Annotated in this window: 15 protein-coding genes; 1 reads left to right on the forward strand and 14 read right to left on the reverse strand. The window is 37.6% G+C overall.

All coding sequences use genetic code 11. The annotated features are described in order from the left end of the window. Positions 1-74: 74 nt before the first annotated feature. Positions 75-2,624 (forward strand): T9SS type A sorting domain-containing protein, encoded by a 2,550-nt coding sequence (locus tag IPM56_17155; GenBank protein QQS35944.1) that lies wholly within the window; start codon positions 75-77, stop codon positions 2,622-2,624. A 99-nt stretch (positions 2,625-2,723) separates the two neighbouring features. Here the strand turns inward: IPM56_17155 and IPM56_17160 are convergent, their stop codons facing one another. From IPM56_17160 to IPM56_17225, 14 genes are all read right to left on the reverse strand, one after another. Then, the gene (locus IPM56_17160; GenBank protein ID QQS35945.1) at positions 2,724-3,095 is read right to left on the reverse strand and encodes a VOC family protein; all 372 of its coding nucleotides are present in this window, start codon (positions 3,093-3,095) and stop codon (positions 2,724-2,726) included. A gap of 168 nt (positions 3,096-3,263) precedes the next feature. Beyond that, entirely contained in the window at positions 3,264-5,186 is a 1,923-nt protein-coding gene (locus tag IPM56_17165) for a T9SS type A sorting domain-containing protein (GenBank protein ID QQS35946.1), read from the reverse strand. A gap of 203 nt (positions 5,187-5,389) precedes the next feature. Further along, on the reverse strand, positions 5,390-7,081 hold the full coding sequence (locus IPM56_17170) for an SBBP repeat-containing protein (GenBank protein ID QQS35947.1): 1,692 nt from the start codon (positions 7,079-7,081) through the stop codon (positions 5,390-5,392). 51 nt (positions 7,082-7,132) lie between these two features. Continuing rightward, positions 7,133-9,700 (reverse strand): serine/threonine protein kinase, encoded by a 2,568-nt coding sequence (locus IPM56_17175; protein QQS35948.1) that lies wholly within the window; start codon positions 9,698-9,700, stop codon positions 7,133-7,135. 15 nt (positions 9,701-9,715) lie between these two features. Then, positions 9,716-10,276, reverse strand: coding sequence for a sigma-70 family RNA polymerase sigma factor (locus IPM56_17180; protein ID QQS35949.1), 561 nt, complete (start codon positions 10,274-10,276; stop codon positions 9,716-9,718). 152 nt (positions 10,277-10,428) lie between these two features. After that, complete coding sequence (locus tag IPM56_17185) at positions 10,429-12,078, reverse strand: SBBP repeat-containing protein (protein QQS35950.1); 1,650 nt, start codon at positions 12,076-12,078, stop codon at positions 10,429-10,431. A 131-nt stretch (positions 12,079-12,209) separates the two neighbouring features. Beyond that, positions 12,210-12,680 carry a hypothetical protein gene (locus IPM56_17190; GenBank protein ID QQS35951.1) on the reverse strand — a complete coding sequence of 157 codons (471 nt, stop codon included), beginning with the start codon at positions 12,678-12,680 and terminating at the stop codon, positions 12,210-12,212. Between the two features lie 8 nt (positions 12,681-12,688). Next, positions 12,689-13,612 (reverse strand): hypothetical protein, encoded by a 924-nt coding sequence (locus IPM56_17195; protein ID QQS35952.1) that lies wholly within the window; start codon positions 13,610-13,612, stop codon positions 12,689-12,691. A gap of 1 nt (position 13,613) precedes the next feature. Further along, positions 13,614-16,181, reverse strand: coding sequence for a serine/threonine protein kinase (locus IPM56_17200; GenBank protein ID QQS35953.1), 2,568 nt, complete (start codon positions 16,179-16,181; stop codon positions 13,614-13,616). 131 nt (positions 16,182-16,312) lie between these two features. Beyond that, the gene (locus IPM56_17205) at positions 16,313-16,882 is read right to left on the reverse strand and encodes a sigma-70 family RNA polymerase sigma factor (GenBank protein ID QQS35954.1); all 570 of its coding nucleotides are present in this window, start codon (positions 16,880-16,882) and stop codon (positions 16,313-16,315) included. A 165-nt stretch (positions 16,883-17,047) separates the two neighbouring features. Continuing rightward, a complete protein-coding gene (locus tag IPM56_17210; GenBank protein QQS38344.1) occupies positions 17,048-17,611 on the reverse strand; it encodes a T9SS type A sorting domain-containing protein in 564 nt (187 codons plus the stop codon). A 1,166-nt stretch (positions 17,612-18,777) separates the two neighbouring features. After that, positions 18,778-21,354 (reverse strand): tetratricopeptide repeat protein, encoded by a 2,577-nt coding sequence (locus IPM56_17215; protein ID QQS35955.1) that lies wholly within the window; start codon positions 21,352-21,354, stop codon positions 18,778-18,780. Between the two features lie 18 nt (positions 21,355-21,372). Further along, on the reverse strand, positions 21,373-21,954 hold the full coding sequence (locus IPM56_17220) for a sigma-70 family RNA polymerase sigma factor (protein ID QQS35956.1): 582 nt from the start codon (positions 21,952-21,954) through the stop codon (positions 21,373-21,375). Positions 21,955-22,122: 168 nt separating this feature from the next. After that, positions 22,123-22,959: a neutral zinc metallopeptidase gene (locus tag IPM56_17225; protein QQS35957.1), complete on the reverse strand. Its 837-nt coding sequence runs from the start codon at positions 22,957-22,959 to the stop codon at positions 22,123-22,125. Between the last annotated feature and the right edge of the window lie 98 nt (positions 22,960-23,057).

Raw genomic sequence — 23,057 nt, forward strand, 5'->3', positions numbered from 1 at the left:
AGTTGTCAGGTGAAAATATAATTTGATTCACAGATAATAATTAAAAATGTTTTCATCAAAACTTTCAGGGCAAAATGAAAATAATACTGTTAATAATTTGTCAAAGTCTTATTGCGGTTTCACTCGCACAGCAGGTTAATACCGAAGAGATCCCGACTCATTACCGCAGGGGAATTGAATCACCAACCGGTTACCAGTCCTACAACCAAAAATATTTTGGGAAAAACTTTGAAGAAGAAAAAAGAAAACTATTTCCTCTTAACAGAATTAATTCAGGAACCGGTGTTTGGACAGAATTAAATCCCAACGTACCGAGAGTAGATTACATAGGAGTTGATTTTATAAATCCTGATACAGGCTGGGCAGTTGGTGAATTAGGCGCCTTGATTAAAACCACCGATGGAGGAAATAACTGGACAGTAATTGCAACAAACACAACTACGCTTCTTCTCAAAGTCCATTCTTACAATGGACAAATAGTAATAGTAACAGGATATGATGGGATGATACTCCGCTCAAGTGATGGAGGAGAAACATTTGAACAAATTGTTAGCGGAACAACAAATGATCTTTGGGGAATAATAATGTTGAACAACACCACAGGCTTTATCTGTGGACTTAACCAGACTTTACTCAAAACTACAGATGCAGGAATAAGCTGGCATTCTGTAAACACAACATTGAACCAACACTATTGGGCGATTGATTTTTTCAACGAACAATTCGGAATGATAGCCTGTGGCGGAGGGAAAGTATTAAGAACAACTGATGGTGGAAACAGTTGGACGGAACATCAGGCAGGTGATGCAAGCGCTTTATATGCAATTGACATAATTGATTCAACACACACAGCAGCAGCAGGTGCTAATGGGAAAAATATTTATAGTACAGACGGTGGATTTACATGGTTACAAAATAACCGACTGCAGCACGATGAACTTAACAGCATTAGATTTATAAATGCTGATACAGGTTATACAATAGGTACTTATGGTGGAGAAAGCTGGGGAATTAGAAAAACAACAAACAGAGGAGTGACCTGGTTTAGTCCTCCATTGCCGAATCTAAGTGAATGGGAACTTGAACTGCTATCCGGCGGAACGGGATATTCTGTTGGCAGTGATCTCTGGATAAATAAAACAACTGGAGGTTATGATAACTGGGACGGGCTATTTATGAATAGAAATTTTGTTGATGTTTACTTCACAGATGAACAGAATGGTTACGCACCGGATGGAACATGGATAGGAGGACCCCTGTACAAAACAACAGACGGAGGAGAACACTGGTTTGGATTGCCAAACTTTCCAACAGGTGTATTCACATCTACATTAAGATGTGTTGTGTTCACTGACAGCCTTACAGGATTTGTTGGCAGTGCACCTTGCAGGATAGTAAAGACAACAGACGCAGGTAACAGTTGGCGTATAGTTAACAGAACAGGGCTAACAGATACGATAGGATTGATAAACAAGATTTTCTTTATAAACCCAACAACCGGATGGGCAGTTACTACAAGAGGCGGAATACTTAAAACAACGGATGCAGGTGAAAACTGGTTTGCTCAACTGGAGGCTGGGTCTTTTGTAACATTTAATAGTATTTTTTTTATCAATCCTTTGTATGGCTGGACTGCAAACGAAGCACAATGGCCATTTAAGACTACAAACGGTGGTGATACTTGGATTCAGCAAACAGGGGCAAATATATTTGCAACAAGAGACATTTATTTCCTCGATTCATTAAATGCTTATACAATTAAAATTCTTGAGCTCTATAAAACAACGAACTCTGGTAATAATTGGTTTGCTCAACTTAACTCACAATATGTACTCAGAACATTTGGATGGTTAACATCAAGCCGAGGCTTCATTATTGGAGATGGGATTTATGAAACGACTGACAGTGGAAATACTTGGAATGAAATTTTAGAATTAAGAAATATTGGTTTAAGAAAACTTCATTCACCAATAAATCATATTGGTTACTCAGTTGGATATACTGGCTTAGTATATAGATGTATTGATACTACAATAGTTCCAGTGGATCTATCTTCATTTTTTGCAGAGATAAATAACAATACTATTACCCTAGAATGGTCCACAGCAACGGAAACAAATAATCAAGGATTTGAAATATTAAAATCAAATGATAAACAAAGCTGGAAAACTATTGTATTTGTTGAAGGCCACGGAACAACAACAGAGACTCATTCATATTATTTCACTGATAAAGATATTCTATCAGAAAAAGTTAAGTACAGATTAAAACAAATTGATTATGATGGAACATTTACATATTCAAAAATAATTGAAGTGAATGCTGATCTAACATCAACAGAATTTGTGCTTCACCAGAACTATCCCAATCCCTTCAACCCAACAACAAAAATAAAGTTTACAATACCTGCCGTAGAGACGAGGCACGCCTCGTCTCCGAACGCTGTGCATTTAAAAGTCTTCGACATACTCGGCAATGAAATTGCTACATTAGTAAACGAAACAAAGCCCGCAGGTACTTACGAAGTTGAGTTTAATGCAGAAGGATTGTCAAGCGGAGTATATTTCTATCGGTTAAGAGCAGGTAGCTTTATTTCAACAAAAAAACTTTTACTGCTGAAATAAATTAATTGGAACTACTTTTCTTAAAATAAAAAAATGTCAGTCTTCAATCCCCAAACAACCGGGAGCGCAGACTGACATCATCATTAAACAGAAATGTTTTTATCTGGGCGAATGGAATGCCATGTTGTTTCCTTCACAGTCAATGAAGAAAGCCATATAACCTATATCATCATTAATTTTAGTTTTAGGCATTGTAATTTTTCCTCCCGCTTTTTCCACTTTGCCAAGAGGAACGCTAAGATCCTCACCGCCATTTAAATAAAGTTTCGGTCCGTCCATAGTCGGTTTGTAACCTTCACCCTGGCACAGTGAACCACTGACTTCCTTTTGATCTTCCATAGGAAAGAAAGCCATTTTAATACCGTACATTTCAACACGCTGAAATTCGCCGCCGAGTACATCGGTATAAAACTTTACCGCGCGATCCATATCTGTTACCGGGATCTCTACCCAATTAATTAAGTTAGCCATCTGTGTCTCCTGAAAATTAGTTAATAAAAATTTTGGGCAGGCAGAATAGCAAATAATTTTTATTCCCGGCTAATACTTTTTGCAATGGTCAATAAAATTGATAGAAGGTTGAATCAATAAAAGAATTTTTTTGTCTGCGTTCATCAATTCAACCTTAAAAATGAAAGTCTATTTCATCAGTATCATTTTTCTTATTTCTCTGAATGAACCCGCCGTCAGCGAATAAAAATAAACTCCGCTGGCGAGTGATCCTGCGTTCCATTCATAACTGTAAATACCCTGGTTTAATTCTTCTGAAACAAGTGTTGCCGCTTTTTCTCCGTTTATGTTGTAAACTTCAAGCAAAACAATTGATGATTGCGGAATTGAAAATTGTATTTTCGTTGAAGGGTTGAACGGGTTTGGATAGTTCTGCATTAGTTCAAAGTTTTCTGCGATTGCTCCGTTTGATATTTCTTCTACAGACAACACTCCCACACTGTCAACAATAACTTTAACATTGTTATTGTTCACTTCAACGGAAACGAATAGTCCATCAGGAACAATTATATCGGGGAAACTATCCGTTATGCTGAATGTCGAAGTGATTATAGTGAACATATCTCCGGCATCTGGAATAAATCCATTTACCAAATCTATTTTAAGATCACCATTTAGAACCGCACTGCCATTTATGTTTAGCTGATCGTGTTCAGATCCCGGATTCAATCCGCCAAGTTCAATTTCAAGAACTGAATTTACAGTTGGGAGATAGTTGCCTACATAGTTCATTGTGCCGACTGAGTTTCCCGGTCTGGTAATTCCTCTGTTGCTGAAATTTGCAGGAACTAATATTGAAGCATCACCTGTTATTACCGAGGATATAAAAGTTTCCAATCTTAAAAACCTGATCTCACCCGATGCTGCATCAATAGTTCCGCCGTTATGATTTTTAAAATCCCACATTGTTCCCCATGTACTGAAAGTGTTTCCGCCGCTTTTCTTTACCGTACCGTAGTTATTAAATATTCCGTAATCAGGTATTGTTGTTGTAAACTGTGCGTCTGTTACAATGTCCACCAAACCATAGTTGTTCACCACCGAGGAATCCATAACAACAAAACCACTTTCAGCCTTTATTGTTCCAAGGTTATGAATGGTTGTTCTGCCGATTAATCTTTTGTTTGAAATTCCCGGAACTAAGACAAGAAGACATGTATCGGGAATTGATAAAGTGTTGCCTCCGGATATAGTTGAAGCGCTCCAGGTGAATCCGGTCCCGGTAAAATCAAGCACAACTATCTGGCTGCCAAGAATAAGCTGCCCGCCTAAATATTCAACACGTCCCGCCGGTGATCCTTTTAAGATACCCTCAAAAATGTGGGTGCCGTTTGAATAAAACACAAGCTTTGCATCAAACTCCGCATTATATATTCCGTCTGTATACGTACCATCACATAAAAAATTTAATGCGCCATGCTGCACATTGATAGTCCCGTTCATGTTTGTGAAATAAATTCCGTAACTGAATTGTGAATTTGCATTTCCCCCGCTTTTAAGTACAGTGCCCCTGTTGATGAACTGTCCGTTTTGTGTAATGCTCGTTCCGATCCAAAGGTCAGAGATAATTTCGAACAGACCCCTGTTATCAATTATGGATGCGTCGAACACAGCCATTTGATCTTCTATTCTTATGTGACCTTCATTCAACAATGTTATTCCTCCCATCAGCCATTTATTCTGTGCGGTTCCCTCGTTGATTGTAAACAAACCGCCGATTGGAACAACGAAAGTTCCGTTGTGTGTTGATGTGCTGTCATAAATCTGACCGTTAACCCAACTGCCGACATCGTGAACATATAATGACCCGTTTTCTCCATTTACTATTAGTGTCCCGAATATCTGATTATAGCCTGCAACTTCTCTATAGCCATTAGTCTTTACAATGTATCCGCTGTCAATTGTAACAACATCTAATTCTCCGGGAATTCCAGGGGGCATCCATGTTGAGGGATTATCCCAGTTGCCGTTATTTACAGCAACATAATTTGTCTGAGCATGAACAGAAAAAGCAATCAGCATAAGAAACACAGGTAAAAGTACCCATTTCATACTAACCTCCGTTTAGATAATTTATTTTTTTGATTGACCTTTATAAGTACATGCGACAGTTTTTGGAAAAGTGGTTCATGGCAGGTTGAAATATTTTCAGGCGTGGGGCTGAAGAAAATAATTTTGATAGCCTGAGTATTGAATAAACTCAGACCGGTTCATTAAAGAGCATCCAAATTTTAAGGAAGCGTTTTAAAATTAGCTTATTTGATAATCACCATTTTTTTACATGAAAGAAATCCTTCAGTAGTTAATTGATAGAAATACATTCCGCTCGATAATCCTTCTGCGTTAAATTCAACTTCATAAGTGCCTGCAGGTTTGGATTCATTTACTAATGTCGCAACTTTATTGCCGAGTATATCGTAAACTATTAAACTTACCCTTTGTAGAGACGAGGCATGCCTCGTCTCTACGGCAGGTATTGAATATTTTATTTTTGTGGCCGGGTTAAATGGATTGGGATAATTCTGATACAGGAAAAATGTTTCTGGAACAGAATTAACCCCGGGATCAATGCCGGTTATTTTTTGTGAATATTTTATAGTAGTGTAGTCTTCATTGGAACCTGTTGCTCTGCTTGTGCCTGTGACGATTACATTCCCAACATTATCCAGCGCAATTGCATTTATCTGATCAGAGTTATTTGCAGATCCGTTATACCTGATAACCCACTGCTCCAATCCATCAGCATTATATTTTACTGTAGCATAATCATTATTTGTTTCACTCTGGCTGAATCCTCCAACGTACACATTTCCTTCATTATCAATTGTGATGCAAGTTGCTTCATCAATACCCGCTACCGGATAACTATACCTTGAAGCCCATTGCTGTTCGCCGTTTGAGTTGTATTTTACCGTTGCAAAGTCACTGAACCCGCCTGCCGTACTTCCGAAACTTCCGCCCGTTACATAAACATTTCCATTAGCATCAACGGCTATCGCATTACCGCGCTCGGATTGCGTTGTGTTAAGTCCTGTATAACGGGCTGCCCATTCTTCCAAACCACCCGGATTATATTTTATAGTTAAATAATCAGCTCCCGTTGCAGCAATGGTACTTGTCCCGACTACATAAATATTTCCCTGATTGTCAATTGTAATATCATTCGGTTCATCGTTTGAATTACCGGGAGAGTTATATCTTGCCAGCCACTGCTGCTCTCCGTTTGTGTTATACTTAATTGTTATATAGTCATACCCGGCGCTACCGGAAACACTCATCGCGGTCACAAAAACATTTCCGGTATCATCAACAACTAATGCTTTTGTTTCTTCTTCACCGGGACCTTCATACCTTGCGACCCATTGCTGCACACCATTTGAATTATATTTTATTACAGCAAGATCCACAAAAGTTGAGTCGCCGGTACTTCGTCCGGCAATATATACGTTGCCCATAATATCAACCGCAATGTCGTCAGCAAAATCAGATTGTTCTGCCGGTCCATCATACCTGGCAATCCATTGTTCAACACCATTCTGATCATACTTTATTGTAAGAAAGTCTGAATGAGCAAGACCGGTATAAACCATACTTTGCCCGGTAACATAAACATTGCCTGACTTATCTACCGTTATGGCATTTCCAAAATCGCTGAGACTATCGGGATGATTATAATCGGCAAGCCATTGTTCAACTCCTTCGGAATTATATTTTATCGTTACAATATCGAAACTTGCACCAGGTCTGGTGCTTCCGCCAGTAACATAGATATTACCATTATTATCCGTTGTCAGATCTCTTGCCTGGTCGCTGCCGTTAGTGCCCGGATGAGAATAGCGAGCGACCCACTCCTCCGTTACAGGCTGAGCATTTACAATAAGGGCATTGAAAGAAAAAATAATTATTACAATTGTGAAAATGTTCAGCTTTTGGAATGATGCGTTCATAAACCAACTCCTTATTAATTATTAGTTCAGCAGCCATCTATAAGCGGGGAATTATTGAACTGCTATTTCTTCATTTAATTTTTGCAGCTCGGTTTGAAAATATTTTGCTTTGGTTTCATTGCCGAGCTCTTTATAGAGTAAAGAAGAGTATTCAGTATAGCGGGTAACTTTTTTCTGATCTTTATTTTTGCCGTTTAAAAAATAATCAAGTGACGGAAGAAGATTTTTTTCGGCTTCGGTATATCTTTTTTGTTTTAAGTAACACACACCAAGTTCACCTTTGGTTGACCATGTTCTGAAATTATTTTCAGGAAATATTTCCTCGCGTATTCTCAGTGATTTAAGCAATTCAGCTTCTGCTTTATTCAACTGATTAGATTCAAGATATGAAAATCCGAGCCAGTAATATGCGAGTGAAAGTATGGGATCTTTAGGTGCATTAATTCTTTTGAAAAGATCAACTGCCTGAATAAGCGGCGCTTCGGATTTGGGATAATCTTTCATACTTATATAAAGCATACCAAGATTTACATAAGCCAATCCAACCGAAGGATGATTTTCTCCAAGTGTAGCTACCTTAACATTGTAGGCATCAATGAAAGATTTTTCGGATGACAGATAATCTTTTTTATCAAGATATATGAATGCAAGATTGTTGGATATACTCGCAATCTCAGGTTTGTTCGGTCCATAAAGATCAATAAGTATTTCCCTCGCTTGCCTGTAAAACTTTTCTGCTTCTTCAATTTTCTTTTGATGATGCAGATTAACAGCCATGTTGTTAATTGTTATTGCGGCTTTCTTGCCTTCACCAATACCGTGCAGTTTGTAAATATCCAGTGCCCTTTTATAAACAACACCGGCGCTGTCATAGTCTCCGAGGTTTGATAAAAATGTTCCGTAGTCATTAAGATTGTCAGCAAGTTCTTTCATCGGAACATCCGATACTTTTTCATATATGTTGATGCCCGCATTGTAAAATGAATCGGAAGCCTTATAGTCACCTATCCAGTCATAACAAAGTCCAAGTTGATGTGATGATTTAGCCGACTCCTTACTGATAACTCCGAATAATTTTTTATTTGATTCAAGTGATTCGTGCAAAAGTTTTTTTGCTTTTTCATAATCACCCAGACCTATAAATGTTGAACCGAGCGTCTGCTTGATGGCGGATTGTATTTCGGGATATTCTTTCAGGTTTACATCAACATCTTTTGTTGCTTTTTCTAACAGGTCATAAACTTTCACATCCTTGCTTTCAACCCCGGGATCAACTGAAGAGAGCATTTCAAGCAGGAAGTTATTCACTTCTTCAAACTTACTTAGTTCAATTTGCGCCCTGTCCCGTTCCCGTGCAGCAATGTTTCCCTGGTATATAATAGCGGCTATACTCGCGATGATAAATATGTTGCCGATAACAAAAACTGAAAATCCTACTTTATGTCTAGCAATAAATTTTGATGTACGGTAAGTGATGGAATCCTTTCTTGCCTGAACGGGAAGTCCTTTCAAATATCTTGAAATATCATCATTAAAATCTTTTACTGAAGCATATCGCTGTTCGGGATCTTTATGCATTGCCTTAAGCACAATATTATCAAGATCACCTTTTAACTGGTTAGAAATTTTTTCGAAGTTAATACGGCTTTTTTCATCTTTAAAACTTTGTGTTGTGCGTCTTACTTTTTCACTGGGCTTTAATACATTCTCTTCGGTGATCACTTTGCTTATTGCTGCGGGTGAACTGTTTGTAATTCTGTATGGTTGTTCTCCTGTCAGAATTTCATAAAGTAAAACACCAAGCGAATAGATATCACTTGCAGTTGTAATTTTTGTTCCCTTAATCTGTTCGGGACTTGCATACTCGGGGGTTAAATGCCACATACCTGTTCTTGTTAAACCTTCGTGGTCGTTCACATCTTCATCCAGCAGTTTTGCGATTCCGAAGTCAAGAAGTTTTGGAACGCCCGAATCAGTAACAAGAATATTTCCGGGCTTTATATCTCTGTGCACAATAAGATTCTGGTGAGCATATTGCACAGCTCCGCAGACTTTTTTAAAAAGTTCTAACCGCTCTGTAATATTAAGTTCTTTTGTTCTGCAGAATTCAGTGATCGGTAAACCGTGTATAAATTCCATAACTAGATATGGAAGCCCTTCTTCAGTTCTTCCGCCATCAAGAAGTCTTGCAATAAACTCATGCTGCAAATTTGCAAGGGCCTGCCGCTCTATCTGAAATCGTTTAAGAAGATAATCAGAAGTAATACCGTGCTTTAAAATTTTTATTGCAACCTGCTGGTCAAACTCTTTATCATTTCTTGCGCCTTTATAAACAACGCCCATTCCGCCTATACCGGCTTCTCCTTCGATCAAGTAACTGCCGATTTGTTTGCCTATATATGGGTCGGTAAATGATTCCGAGTTTTGTTTATCAATAGTCAGCGGTTGTTCAAGAAAATCTTTTGTATGCCTGGATGAGTCAATAAGTGAAAGGACTTCTTTCTTCAGTTCATTATCTCCGTAAGAATGTTTATCAACAAAAGATTCCTTTTCACTCTCAGGAACTTCACTTACTTTTTCAAAAAGTTCTTTTACTTTTATATAAAGTTCTTTATTCAAACGACCTCATAATTTTCAGCCTATTTCCCTGTACAGCCATGCTTTGGCAAAGTTCCAGTCCCGTTTAGCTGTTGATGTAGAAATGTTTAGTGCTTTTGCAGTTTCTTCAATAGATAATCCCGAGAAGAATCTCATCTCAACAATTTTACCTGATCTTGAATCTATCGCTTCGAGTTTTTTTAATGCATCATCAAGCGCAATTATTTGTTCATCGCTTTCAACCAGTAAAGTAGGAGAATCGTCCAAAGAAATTTTTTGTTCCCCATCCCCGCGTTTCTTCGAATTTCTTTTGCGTGCGTGATCCACAAGTATCTGTCTCATTGATTGAGCCGCAATTCCAAAAAAGTGTGCGCGACTTTCCCAGGAAATATTTTCATCGCCGATCAACTTAAGATATGCTTCGTGAACAAGTTCAGTTGTTTGAAGTGTATGATTGCGGTGTTCTTCTCTTAAATACTTCGATGAAATTCGTCTCAGTTCATTGTAAACAAGCGGCAGGATTTCAGCCAGCACAAGTTTATTGCCATTGCTGTAGTCATTCAACAGCTTTGTTATATGAATTTGAGAGTTCTGCATTTAGGTATCGGGATGTTTGTTTCAAGATAACAATCCGAAATGAAAAAAGAAAAGTTAAATAACCTGATTACCTCTTCGCTAAGAAGTAACCAGATTATTCGGAATAAATATTATTACATTTTTTAGAATTGAGTTAGAAACAAATCAGTAATCTATTTCAATAAAATCATCTTCTTTGATTCAATAAAGTTTCCTGATTGTAATTTGTAGAAGTAAACTCCGCTTGGTAATAAATCTGAACTGAAAACACTTTCATAATTGCCGGGAGATTTATATTCGTCAACGAGCGTCGCGATTTCATTCCCAAGTACATCGTACACGCGCAGCGTTACCCACGCCGGGGACGCATAATATGCGTCCCCTACGATAAACCGTATTGTAGTTGCTGGATTGAACGGGTTTGGATAGTTCTGCTCAAGTGAAAATCTTTTTATTAATAACTCATCATCATTCACGTCAGTTGCCATTACAAGTTTAACAGCCATTAAATCCTGGTTTCCGTTCGTCCCTTCACCATCGCCCGCAGAGTATACGTTTCCTACATCATCAATCCACATAGCAAAAGCTCTTGATGATTCGTTTATGTCATAAGCATATTCCCATTCAAAATTTCCTGACGAATTAAACTTTACAACAGTAAATACAAAGTTCGAACCGGTACGGTTGCTTTCGCCGCTGACGTAAACGTTGCCATTTGCATCAAGATTAATTGCAAGCGGATCATCATCAAGATTTTTTGGACCATCATGATATGAAACCCATTGCTGCACCCCGGCGTTATTATATTTTATAACTGCAAAATCATTGTACCCGCCTCCTGAGGCTCTTCTTGTTCTTCCGGTTACAAAAACATTTCCACTTTCATCCAACACCATATCCTCCGGAATATCCTGTGCGTTATTCTCATTAAACTCTGTACGCCATAAAATTTGTCCGTCAGAATTTATTTTTAGTGTTGCATAGTCTGTTCCGCTGTTTGTGTTTTGAATTCTGCATAGGGCATGAAGGTTCCCGGTATCATCCAGATCAAGGTCAATTGCAAATTCATTCAGACTATTGTCTGTACCATTAACATGTATGGTCCAAACTGTATCAAGTGATGAATTATATTTTAGTATTACTACTTCCTCTCCGTTTGTTAAGCCGCTGAAACTTTGTCCGGCAGAAAATATATTCCCGTTATTATCAGCAATTATATTTGTTCCGTCATCACTCGCAGTAGTCACCTGTCCGAAATAATGCGAGTCAATGATATTTCCATCAGCATCCATTTTTATTGTTGCCAAATCATAGTAACCGTTATTTAAGGGTGAAAGTCTTCCTGTCGCATAAACGTTTCCATTATCATCTGCGCAAATATCGACTGCTTCACCAACAGAAGTGCCGGCAGAATCAAACACACAAATCCATTGCAGCACTCCGGCTGCTGAATATTTGAGAGTTATGATTTTGCTTGCAACAGAACTCCAATCACTTGTTCCTGTTACATAAACATTCCCTGAATTATCAACACAAACTCCAAACGGACGATCTGTTCCGTTTTGCTGACCATTGTATATTGCAGTCCATTCTGCAACACCTGATGTATTGCATTTTACTGTGATAAAATCCTGACCCTGTCCGCCGGGAGTGAAGTATCCATAGCCGATGATGTATGCGTTACCTGAATTATCATAAATAACTTTCTCTGCAGATTCGGGAACATTACCGGGACCGGTTAAGAAACTCATCCACTCCGGTGCGATTTGTGCGAAACCGGATAAAGGATATAATACAGCAAATAGCAGTAAAACTGTTTTCATAAAAATGATCTCCTGAAAAAATGTTTATTGAATTCTTGACCCTGTCCGGTTGAGGAGAAAGGATTTTAGGAATACACCGGATTAAAAATATGAGAACCGATGAGAGAACATACCTTTTAGGATTATATCAGTCAATAGTCTATTTCATGAAAAGATTTGGCTTGAGATCGATTTCCTTTAAAAGACCAAAGCAAAAAAAACAAACCCGAACACGCAAAGGCTATAACGGGTACTTTGTAATAAGACACCACGTCATAACGAAAAACTGCGCCGGCAGCGCCTGCTGTTACAATTACGAATGCTATCTTAATCAATCTGAATGCTGCTGTTTCATTTACAAAGTTTGAGATTAATATGATAACCAAAGCCGAATGAAAAATTAAAAAACCGCCATAACCATTTCTAATTGAATAAGTAAAACTCCAGTTATAATGAATCATCCACACCATCAGAACATGCGAAAGTATAATCAATGTTGTAACCAACCAGAAACGTCGGGATAATTTTTTCTTAATTGAAATGATCATAACTAATGTCATCCCGGCATATCCTATCATAGCCAGAAGAAACGTAATAAATATTCCGGTTTGATTCGTTGACATAGTTTATATTATGAAAGAAGCGAATAACTCACTAAAAGTTTTCCATCCTCATGCCATTGGATCCAGCCTTCGCCTTTTTTATTAAGGTCATCATCATAAAGAATTACTTTGATCCAATTATCCTTTACTAACACAGGTGACATTATCGAATATTCTTTTATCTGAACAAGACCGGCATTCAGCAGTGGTTTAACCCGAAGAGGATTCTTCTTGGGATCGGGATTTTCAACAGAAAAAACTTTTAATAAAAATTCCTGCCACAAAATTATTTCTACATCAGATGAAGATATCCACACTGACTGTCCCGTCTCTCTATTCACTTCAACTTCAACCCACTCATTAGCAAGTGTGATAATTTTAAGGAACAAAATTTCGTAATCCATTTTTTGATGCGCGGGATAAAACCATGGCGGCGCATAACTTATATCATATTGATGATGATCGGAATGGGAAAAAACTATACTGTCCGATGGAAAATGTTCTGATGCTGATTTTTCAAACTCCGGATGTGAATAAAAAAATAATATCCTTTTGTTGTAGAAATCCGGTTTTGCCATGCCAAGTCCCATATCACCATTTGATTTTATTTTGCTCACAAAACTTAACGCTGGTTTTATTGAAGCATAATTTATCTCTGAATTTTCACGATGCTCAAAGGCTGATGAAACAGACATAACGCGGACAATCATCCATCCAAAAAACATTAGATTAATTACGGCAAGAATAATTAATATCTTTTTTAATACTTCCGGTTTGATTTTTTGAATCAACATAACTGATATAATAATTCCAATAACAAAACCTGCTATGCTGTAAAGAAATACGGCTGCGCCGCCTGCTAATCCTGCTTCGCGGGATTGCGTTAGACCACCAATAACAGCTGCGATAAAAAATCCTGTTATGGCGCTGAGAAATACAAAAAGAATTTTCATTTTACTTTGCGATTAATTGTGAATAATAATCTGCTTCCTTCTTTTTTCCCCATGAATTGTAAAGATCAACAAGAGTGCTTAATGTTTTATTGGTGTTTTCATTTCCGGTTCCTGAAATTTCTTTGAATCCCGAATAACATTGCAAGAGTTGTTTCTCTGCTTCATTATATTTTTTAGCAGTCCCCAGGCATTTACCAAGATGTAATTGTGTTGTAAGCGTAAGATTATTTTTATCTCCGAATTCATTTCTTCTTATCTCATATGCTTTATTCAGATAAAATATACCTTCTTCATATTTGCCGTTACCTTCCAAAGCTCTTCCGTACCACATATACGAACGGCTGAGGTTTACGTTATTTTCATCAAAGTTTTTTAATCCTGCATCAACGGAGGCTTTCATATATTTTTCAGCTTTATCATAAACACCAATATTGTGATAAGTGCTTCCAACATTTGAATACGCGAGTATAAGGTCGGGATGATCTTCACCCAAAACTTTTATTTTGATATTGAGCGCCTCTTCGAGAAGAGGAATTGCTTTATCATGTTCTTTTTTAAAAATACTTATGAAAGCAAGATTATTTATAACTCTCGAAACCTGTATATGATAATTTCCATAATGTTTTCTGAAAACTCTCAGAGCTTCCCTGTATAGCGAATCAGCCTCATCAAGTTTATCAAGATAGTTTAATGATGTGGCAAGATTATTTTTTATTTGCGCTACGTCGGGATCTTCGGGACCTTTAATGCTTTCGCTGATAGTAAGAGCTTGTTTCGTGATTACTTCGGCTTTTTCATAATCGCCTTTGTCAGTCATAAGCGAACCGATAGCATCAAGTACCAGCGCTCTTTCGAATGACGGAGTTTCTTCAATCTCTTTTAACATTTCAAGTGAGGCATTGTAAAATTGTTCAGTCTTTTCGTAGTCGCCTTCATAATGATAAACCAATCCGAGATTTTTCAAACTCATTGCAGTCTCTTTGCTTTTTCCGCCGAAAAGTTTTTTGTTTATCTCAAGCGCTTTATTCATTTCACTTTCAGCGGAATTATAAATTCCAAGATTCTGATAAGTGTTACCAAGCATCGTCCTTATTTCAGCTTCAATCTGCGGGTGCCGGCTTAACTCAAACTGAAGTTTGCCGGATGCTTTATTTATCACATCAATTACTTTGACTTCTTTTCCTTCCTTTCTCGGATCGGGAGCTGAGATCATATCAAGTAAAAACGATTTTATGCGGTTTGATTTTTCCGCTTCAAGTTTTGCAGTGTCACGTTCTTTAGCGGCAAGATGTCCCTGCCATAAAATTCCTGCAAGTCCAAGATTGATTATGATGAAGATAATTGCTGCGGGTATAACCGCAGCTTTATTTCTTTTAATAAATTTTTTAGTTCGATAAGCCCAGGAATCTTCGTGGGCTTTTACCGGTTTATCATTTAGAAATCTTTCAACATCTTCAGCAAAATGTTCTATTGATGAGTAGCGTCTCTCAACTTCTTTCCTGATAGCCATTGAAACTATGTTATCAAGATCACCTTTAAGTTTTTTGTGAAGTTTATCGACGCTGCCTTCTCTTGTTACGCTTATTGTATCGGGTGTTATCCGCGTGGTCTCTTCATCTGAAATTTTTTCAATTGTCTGATAGATGACTTCACTCGGTTTTACAGGTTCAGTTTGTGTAATTATCCGGCTTATGTCCTGGTGGAATACACTTTTTATTCTGTATGGATTGTGCCCCGTTAAAAGTTTATACAAAATTATTCCAAGTGAATAAACATCACTTGAAGTTGTAATTGATTCACCTTTTATCTGTTCCGGACTTGCATACTCCGGTGTAAGATTCCACATACCTTTATGAGTAAGGGTATCGCTTTCTTCCCCGGGTGATAAAATTTTTGCAATGCCGAAATCAAGAAGTTTCGGTTCCCCGTTTTCTGTAATTAATATGTTGTTGGGTTTTAAGTCCCTGTGGACTACAAGATTCTGATGCGCATACCTGACTGCTGCCGCAACTTTAAGAAAAAGTACGAGCCGTTCTTTTGTGTTCAGTTTTTTCTTATCGCAATATTCATCAATCGGTATTCCCTCGATGTATTCCATTACCAGGAATTGAATTCCATCATCAGTAATTCCGCCGTCAAGAAGTCTTGAAATATTGGGGTGATTTAAATTTGCTAAAGTCTGCCGTTCATTCTGAAATCTTTTAATAACTGTTCCGGAAGCAACGCCGGGATTAATAATTTTTACTGCTGCATTTTGTTTTACCTCATCATCGCGAACTCCAAGAAACACCAGCCCCATTCCGCCTTTAGCAATAAGTTTTTCAACTTTGTACCTGCCGAAATACTTTCCTATAAAAAATGCACTGTTCTCTTTTTCAGATTGATTTAATAGATGGGTTGATTCCATAAATTTTTCTGATTTGTCATGTGCACTAAGTAAAGAGAGAACTTCTTTTTTTATTTCCGGGTCACTGCAGTTTTTATCAATGAAAGCTTCTCTTTCGCTTTCGTTAAGTTCGTATGCTTTATAAAATATTGTTTTCAGGTCTGACCAGGTGTTTTTGTCCATCTGCTTCTGTCCTTATGAGAACTCTGTTTAATAAAATATTTTATGTCAATTACGTATAATCTAACATGCGTAAAGTTTCAAGTGAGCAGCTCATTTATAACGAAAAATTTTATTCACTTAACAAAGGAAGGTTATGCTTTACCAATTTCCCTGAACAACCATGACTTTGCCAGGCTCCATTCTCTTTTTACAGTAGCGGCTGAACATTCAAGCACATTAGCTGTTTCTTCAACATTAAGTCCTGCAAAAAATCTTAGTTCAACAACCTTGCTTAATCTCGGGTCAAATGATTCAAGTTTTTGAAGTGCATCTTCCAGGGCAATAATATCCTCGTCCGATTCAATTGCCATCTCCATTGCCTGTTCAAGCGCTAGTATTGTTTTGCCCTCGCCTCTTTTCAGAGAATTACGTTTACGAGCATGGTCAACTAATATCTGCCTCATTGAATTTGCAGCAATACCGAAAAAGTGTGAGCGGTTTTGCCAAGAAAGGTTTTGATCCCCCACAAGTTTTAAATATGCTTCGTGTACAAGTTCAGTTGTTTGCAGAGTATGATTTCTGTATTCATCTTTCAGATACTTTGATGAAATTTTTCTTAGCTCATTAAAAATATATGGAAGAAGTTCATCCACTGCTTCTTTTTTTCCATTGCTGTATGCTTCAAGAAGTAGCGTAATGTTCTGTTGAGAATTGTCCGGCATTATTAATTCAGAATGTTTTGGGATATTGAATTCGGGACTTAAAATAGAAGTTTATATGAGGTATGTCAAATGAAAGCTGTGATCAAAACGTTCCGATATTTTAGATGAAAATATAACGGGATAAGAATTACTTATCCCGTTATTAATCTTTAAAAGACTAAAAAATTACTTAACTAAAATCATTTTCTTTGTTTCAGAATATTTACCTGCGTTAAGTTTGTAAAAATATATCCCGCTTGAAAGACCGGATGCATTAAAATCAACCTCATAACTTCCTGTTGGTTTTTCTTCGTTTACCAAGGTGGCAATCTCTTTTCCAAGAACATCGTAAACTTTTAATGTTGTTAATACAGACGCACCGCGAAGCGTCTCTGATAATGGAATTGTAAAATTAATTTTTGTCATTGGATTAAACGGGTTTGGATAATTCTGTTCCAAGGTGAATGATGATAACTCTGCATCGTCTTCATCAACTGATGTGGGGTTTTGTACATACTTAATGATTGCAATATCATATCCCGAGGTTGTATCAAGGCTGTTACCTGTAGAAAAAACATTTCCATCATTATCAACACCAATTGCCACAGGGTTATCCTGACTGTTACTTGGTCCATCATAAGTTTCTGCCCATTGAAAAATACCTGATGAATTATACTTAACTGTAATTATGTTAGAGTTACTGTAAGTCTGCCCGACAATATACGTGTTTGAATTATTATCGATTGCCATGTCATAACCACGGTAACCGTCATTGCCAACACCTGTGCCGTCATAAGCATTTACCCAAAGTTCATCACCGGCCGGGCTGTATTTAATTGTCGTCATTTTATAACTGGATGGCAATCCCGATGTTCCTGTTTCACCTGTTATATAAATATTTCCCAGATCATCTTTCACCACCGCCCTGGATATATCCCATCCTGTCATAGAATTATACTGCTTACTCCAAAGTACTGAACCTGCCGGATCTATTTTTATAGTTGAATAATCAACCGTTGTACTGTTTGTGCCGGTGATTATTATGTTGCTGTTATTGTCTACTACCATATCAATGATATTCTGATTTCCTACTCCCTGACCGTATCTTGCTGCCCATACAAAATCAAGATTCTGTTCGTACTTCAAAGCAATAAATGAAAGCGAATCATTGTCGTTTATGTATCCGCCGATAATAATTTTCCCGGCTCCATCAAGCGCTATCCTTCTTCCGCCTTCGCTGTTAGAGTGATAAAAGGTTTGATTGAGAAGTGCGCCATCGGGACTGAATTTTACAAGGGAAATATTGTTGTATGTGATAACATTTGTGGCATATTCACCAACGACATAAACATTCCCCGTCAGGTCAGTGACAATGTCATAGCCACCGTTGTATGCACTGCTATAAGCGAAAACATACGACCAAAGTTGTGTTCCGTCAGGACTGTATTTAATGACAAGCATATCATTACCGCCGCCGGAGTAAATTGCTGTTTCGCCAGTTACATAAACATTACCTGCTGCATCAACATGTATTGCCCGTGTGAAGGCACCATTGCTATCCGCAGCTACATAGTTTTGTATCCACTGTTGAACGCCCTGGGAATTGTACTTAACAGTCACTGCCTGTATATCGAGATTCAAATTAGTTTGCCTTTGTGAACCGGTTACATAGACGTTACCCTGAGCATCAACAAACATATCATTAACATATTCGTTTCTTGTGCTGTCGGAAGTAAACCGTTGTACCCAGCTTTGTGAAACCTGTCCATGTATAGTTAAAATTAGGCATAGTACTGCCAGGAATGTAAATGTAGTTTTCATAAGATTATCCTTTAATTAATTGCTAAAAGGAAGAGATACCTGATTTCACAGTTTACATGCGTAAATCAGAATTACTTTGGCTCATTATTAATAAACTATTTTGAAAGATTGTCGGAAATGATCTTGTATTGGTGTGCTTTATCTTTTTGATTTGTTACGTCGAATAACTTTATAAGATAGTCAAGAAATCTTACAGCGCTGATATTTTTTTCGCCTCTTTGTTTTACCACCTGCTGATAACCATAGAACAATAATTTTTCTGCCTCCGGATATCTTTTAAGATAATACAATGAAATTCCCAGTTCTCCTGATGCGGTAATAATATTGGGATGATCTTCGGGATAATTTTTTGTCTGAATTTTAAGTGCATTCCGCAAGTATTTTTCAGCGGATACATATTCTTTTTTTTCAAGCAGAACTTTTCCGTACCAGTAGTTTGTCATTCCGACCCAGATATGATCTGAGTTAAGTGATGTGTTGAAATTTTCCAATGCTCGTGATATATAACGAAATGATTCATCAATCTTTCCGGCACGAAATAGAAATCCCCCAAAATTCATAAGCCCCAACCCGACAAGGGAATGCTTATCACCATAATATTTTATTTTCAGGTCGAGTGATTTTTTATAATACCATTCCGCTTTTGTATAATCGTTTTTATCAACATATATGTATCCAAGGTTATTGTAGTTGGAAGAAGCTTCGGGACTATCTTCACCAAAAAGTTCAATATTTAATTTTAGTGATTTCAGAAAATATTTTTCTGCTTCGTCAATTTCTTTTAACTCATGTAATGTAATTGCAAGATTGTTAACTACGCTTGCGACATCCCGCTCTTTCTCCCCAAAATTTTTTATAAAGATATCAAGTGCTTCTTCGTGATATCTTTTTGCATTTTCATATTCCGCAAAATCATTTTTCAGAATGCCATAATCATTTAGTGCATTTGCCAGATCTCTTGGAGGAGCATCTTTATTTCTTCTTAACATTGATATACTAATCTGATAAAGTGAATCCGCGGTTTTCAGATCAGCAATCCAGTGATAATAAAAAGCAATATCATAAATACTTGCCGCCGCCTGGTTGCTTTCATTGCCATAAACTTTTCTGTTTAACTCAAGTGCTCTGTCCAGATGCGGTTTTGCCTGGTCAAATTCGCCAAGGTTTGTAAGCGTCTTGCCTATTGTTTTTCTAATTGCCGCCTCAATTTCCGGCTGACCTTCAAATCTTTTTCCTACATCATCGGCAGCTTTTTTGAGTACATCATACACTTTAACATCTTTACCTATTTCATTCGGGTCAACTGATGAAAGCATGTCCTGCAAAAATTTATTTACAGTCTCCACCTTAACAGCTTCAGTGCGCGCTTTGTCTCTTTCCCCTGCGGCAACGTTTGCCTGCCAGGCTATAAGTATGATGCTAATAATCATGAATAAGACAAAGATTGAAGAAACAACAAATCCCGTTTTATGTCTTTGAATAAATTTTGATAACCTGTAACCGGCGGTATCTTTCTGCGCAATTACCGGCAGCCCTACAAGATATCTTCTTATATCTTCTGAAAATTGTTCTACAGAAACATATCTGCGCAACGGATCTTTTTGCATTGCTTTAAGAACTATGTTATCCAGATCTCCCTTTAAATGATGATGGAGTTTATCCCTTATATCATATTTTTTCTTTGTTCCTGAATCTTCAATTTTATTATTGAACTCAAGCGTTGATACCTGTTTTACTTTTTCACTTGGCTTTAAAATATTTTCTTCTGTGATTATTCTGCTGATTGCAGAGGGAGAATTATTAGTGATCTTATAAGGCTGCAGATTAGTAAGTATCTGGTATAACATTACACCAAGAGAATAAATATCACTGGCGGTTGTAATGTTGTCCCCTTTTATTTGTTCGGGGCTTGCATAGTCCGGTGTAAGATGCCACATACCCGTTCTTGTTAAGCCCTCTCCTTCTTCCAGCATATTCTCATCAAGCAGTTTAGCAATTCCAAAATCAAGAAGTTTCGGGTGACCGTCTTCTGTAACAAGTACGTTCCCGGGTTTTATATCACGATGTACAACAAGGTTCTGGTGAGCATATTGAACGGCGCTGCAAACATCTCTGAATAATTTTAATTTATCATTAAGGTTTAAATTATTTTTTAAGCAATATTCGGTTATGGGTATACCTTCGATAAATTCCATTACCAGATAAGGAAGACCTTCGGTTGTTTTTCCGCCATCAAGCAGCCGGGCAATAAAAGGGTACTGAAGGTTAGCGAGAGTCTGTCGTTCTATTAAAAATCTTTTTAGCAGGTATTCAGAGTTCAGTCCTTGCTTCAGAATTTTGATCGCGACTTTTTGTTTAAATGATTCATCGTTGCGTCTGCCCGAGTAAACAATTCCCATTCCTCCCACCCCTGCTTTTCCATCGATAATAAAACTTCCTATGTTCTTACCGATAAAAGGATCATCAAGGCTCATTCTTTTAGTTACTGCTTCATTTACATGGTTTTCTATAAAATCATCTGTGTGTTCAATCGTACGAAGCAGGGACAGAATCTCATTCTTTAAACTTTCATCATCACATTTATCGTTAAGGAATTTTTCACGATCGGACTGCGGAAGATTTGAAGCACTATCGAACAACTGCCTGATTTTTATTAATCTCTCTTTATCCATGATGTTTTTGAAAGAATATCAGCGGGATTGTATTTCCCTGTATAACCAGGCTTTTGCAAATGTCCAGTCGCGTTTTGCCGTTGCGGGTGATATATCCAGAACTTCAGCAGCTTCTTCAATTGTTAAACCGGAAAAATATCTTAGTTCAACAATTTTACAGGAACGCTCTTCAACCTGTTCTAATTTTTTTAGTGCTTCATCAAGCGCTATTAGCTGTTCATCACTTTTATCGGATAAATGAAACACATCCTCAAGAGAAAGATTTTCTTTTCCTTCTCCTCTCTTTTGCGAATTTCTTTTTCTTGCATGATCAACCAGAATATGTCTCATCGAATTTGCGGCAATGCCGAAAAAGTGAGCGCGGCTTTGCCAGGCAATATTCTGATCACCAACCAGTTTTATGTATGCTTCGTGAACTAATTCGGTCGTCTGCAAGGTATGATTCCTGTATTCATCTCTCAGATATTTTGAAGATAATTTTCTAAGCTCGTTATAAACATGCGGAAGGAGTTCATCGACGGCACCTTTTTTTCCTTCGACACATTCCTGTAAAAGAAGCGTAATATTTTGCTTCGACAGATTATCCAACTGCGTTCCCATTCCCTTGTGATCAGTTAAATAAAAGTATCTTACTTCTTCTTCACAATATTCCCGTCACATATTACCCGCCCGGTATATTGATTCAAGAACTAGTGAAAAAGCAGATTCGTTAATTGTGGTTATATATTATTTAAAAGTAAGTTAGCCTTTTGATGTGTGTTTGTCAATTTATAAATCATTTGTGTTGAATGTATTTCCCTGGTTAATATCCCCGGAGGTAAATCCTTTATAGAACCATTTTTTTCTTTGTTCAGAAGTTCCGTGTGTGAATGATTCCGGAACAATATATCCCTGCGTACTTTTCTGAATTCGATCATCGCCAACAGCACTTGCGGCATTTAAGGCTTCATCAAGATCTCCCTGTTCAAGCAAGTTAAGTCTTTCGGCATAATGAGCCCATACGCCGGCATAAAAATCAGCCTGCAGTTCAAGCCTGACTGAATACTTATTATACTCTTCTTCACTTAACCTGGAGCGAAGCTGATTCATTTTGTCCATTGTTCCGGTTAAGTTCTGAATGTGATGCCCCACCTCATGTGCAATTACATAAGCCATAGCAAAATCACCGGGGGCTTTAAATCTTTGCTGAAGCTCATTATAGAAGCTCAGGTCAATGTAAAGTTTTTCATCCGCAGGACAATAAAAAGGACCGGTAGATGCGCCGGCTACTCCACATGCTGATTCTACTTTTCCACTGAATAAAACGAGTCTTGGTTCAGTATAAGAATCGCCTGCATCTCTAAATATTTTCTGCCATACGTCTTCTGTTTCTGCAAGCACAACAGAAACAAACTGAGCAAGCTCCTTATCCTCTGCAGATTCAGTATAGTTTGAACTTCCCGTCTCGGTTGAAACATTCTGAAGAATCGAAGTTGGATCACCGCCAAGCAGAAGCACAACAATAACAATTGCAATTGTTCCTATTCCTCCGCCAACCATTCCTTTGGGAGACATTCCTCTTCTGTCTTCTATGTTAGAGCTTTGTCTTCTTCCCTGCCACCGCATATTAATCCCTTTCGGTATTGAAAAGAAATTGTAACGTATTAAAATATTGATTGACTTTAATTTACTTATTAGAGATTAAAACAAAAATCTTTATTGCA

It is taken from the genome of Ignavibacteriales bacterium (assembly GCA_016700155.1).
Lineage (GTDB): Bacteria > Bacteroidota > Ignavibacteria > Ignavibacteriales > Ignavibacteriaceae.

Coding starts and splice junctions, on each gene's coding strand:
- IPM56_17155 (QQS35944.1), top strand. CDS start 75: ATGAAAATAATACTGTTAATAATTTGTCAAAGTCTTATTGCGGTTTCA.
- IPM56_17160 (QQS35945.1), bottom strand. CDS start 3,095: ATGGCTAACTTAATTAATTGGGTAGAGATCCCGGTAACAGATATGGAT.
- IPM56_17165 (QQS35946.1), bottom strand. CDS start 5,186: ATGAAATGGGTACTTTTACCTGTGTTTCTTATGCTGATTGCTTTTTCT.
- IPM56_17170 (QQS35947.1), bottom strand. CDS start 7,081: ATGAACGCATCATTCCAAAAGCTGAACATTTTCACAATTGTAATAATT.
- IPM56_17180 (QQS35949.1), bottom strand. CDS start 10,276: ATGCAGAACTCTCAAATTCATATAACAAAGCTGTTGAATGACTACAGC.
- IPM56_17185 (QQS35950.1), bottom strand. CDS start 12,078: ATGAAAACAGTTTTACTGCTATTTGCTGTATTATATCCTTTATCCGGT.
- IPM56_17190 (QQS35951.1), bottom strand. CDS start 12,680: ATGTCAACGAATCAAACCGGAATATTTATTACGTTTCTTCTGGCTATG.
- IPM56_17195 (QQS35952.1), bottom strand. CDS start 13,612: ATGAAAATTCTTTTTGTATTTCTCAGCGCCATAACAGGATTTTTTATC.
- IPM56_17200 (QQS35953.1), bottom strand. CDS start 16,181: ATGGACAAAAACACCTGGTCAGACCTGAAAACAATATTTTATAAAGCA.
- IPM56_17205 (QQS35954.1), bottom strand. CDS start 16,882: ATGCCGGACAATTCTCAACAGAACATTACGCTACTTCTTGAAGCATAC.
- IPM56_17210 (QQS38344.1), bottom strand. CDS start 17,611: ATGGCAATCGATAATAATTCAAACACGTATATTGTCGGGCAGACTTAC.
- IPM56_17215 (QQS35955.1), bottom strand. CDS start 21,354: ATGGATAAAGAGAGATTAATAAAAATCAGGCAGTTGTTCGATAGTGCT.
- IPM56_17220 (QQS35956.1), bottom strand. CDS start 21,954: ATGGGAACGCAGTTGGATAATCTGTCGAAGCAAAATATTACGCTTCTT.
- IPM56_17225 (QQS35957.1), bottom strand. CDS start 22,959: ATGCGGTGGCAGGGAAGAAGACAAAGCTCTAACATAGAAGACAGAAGA.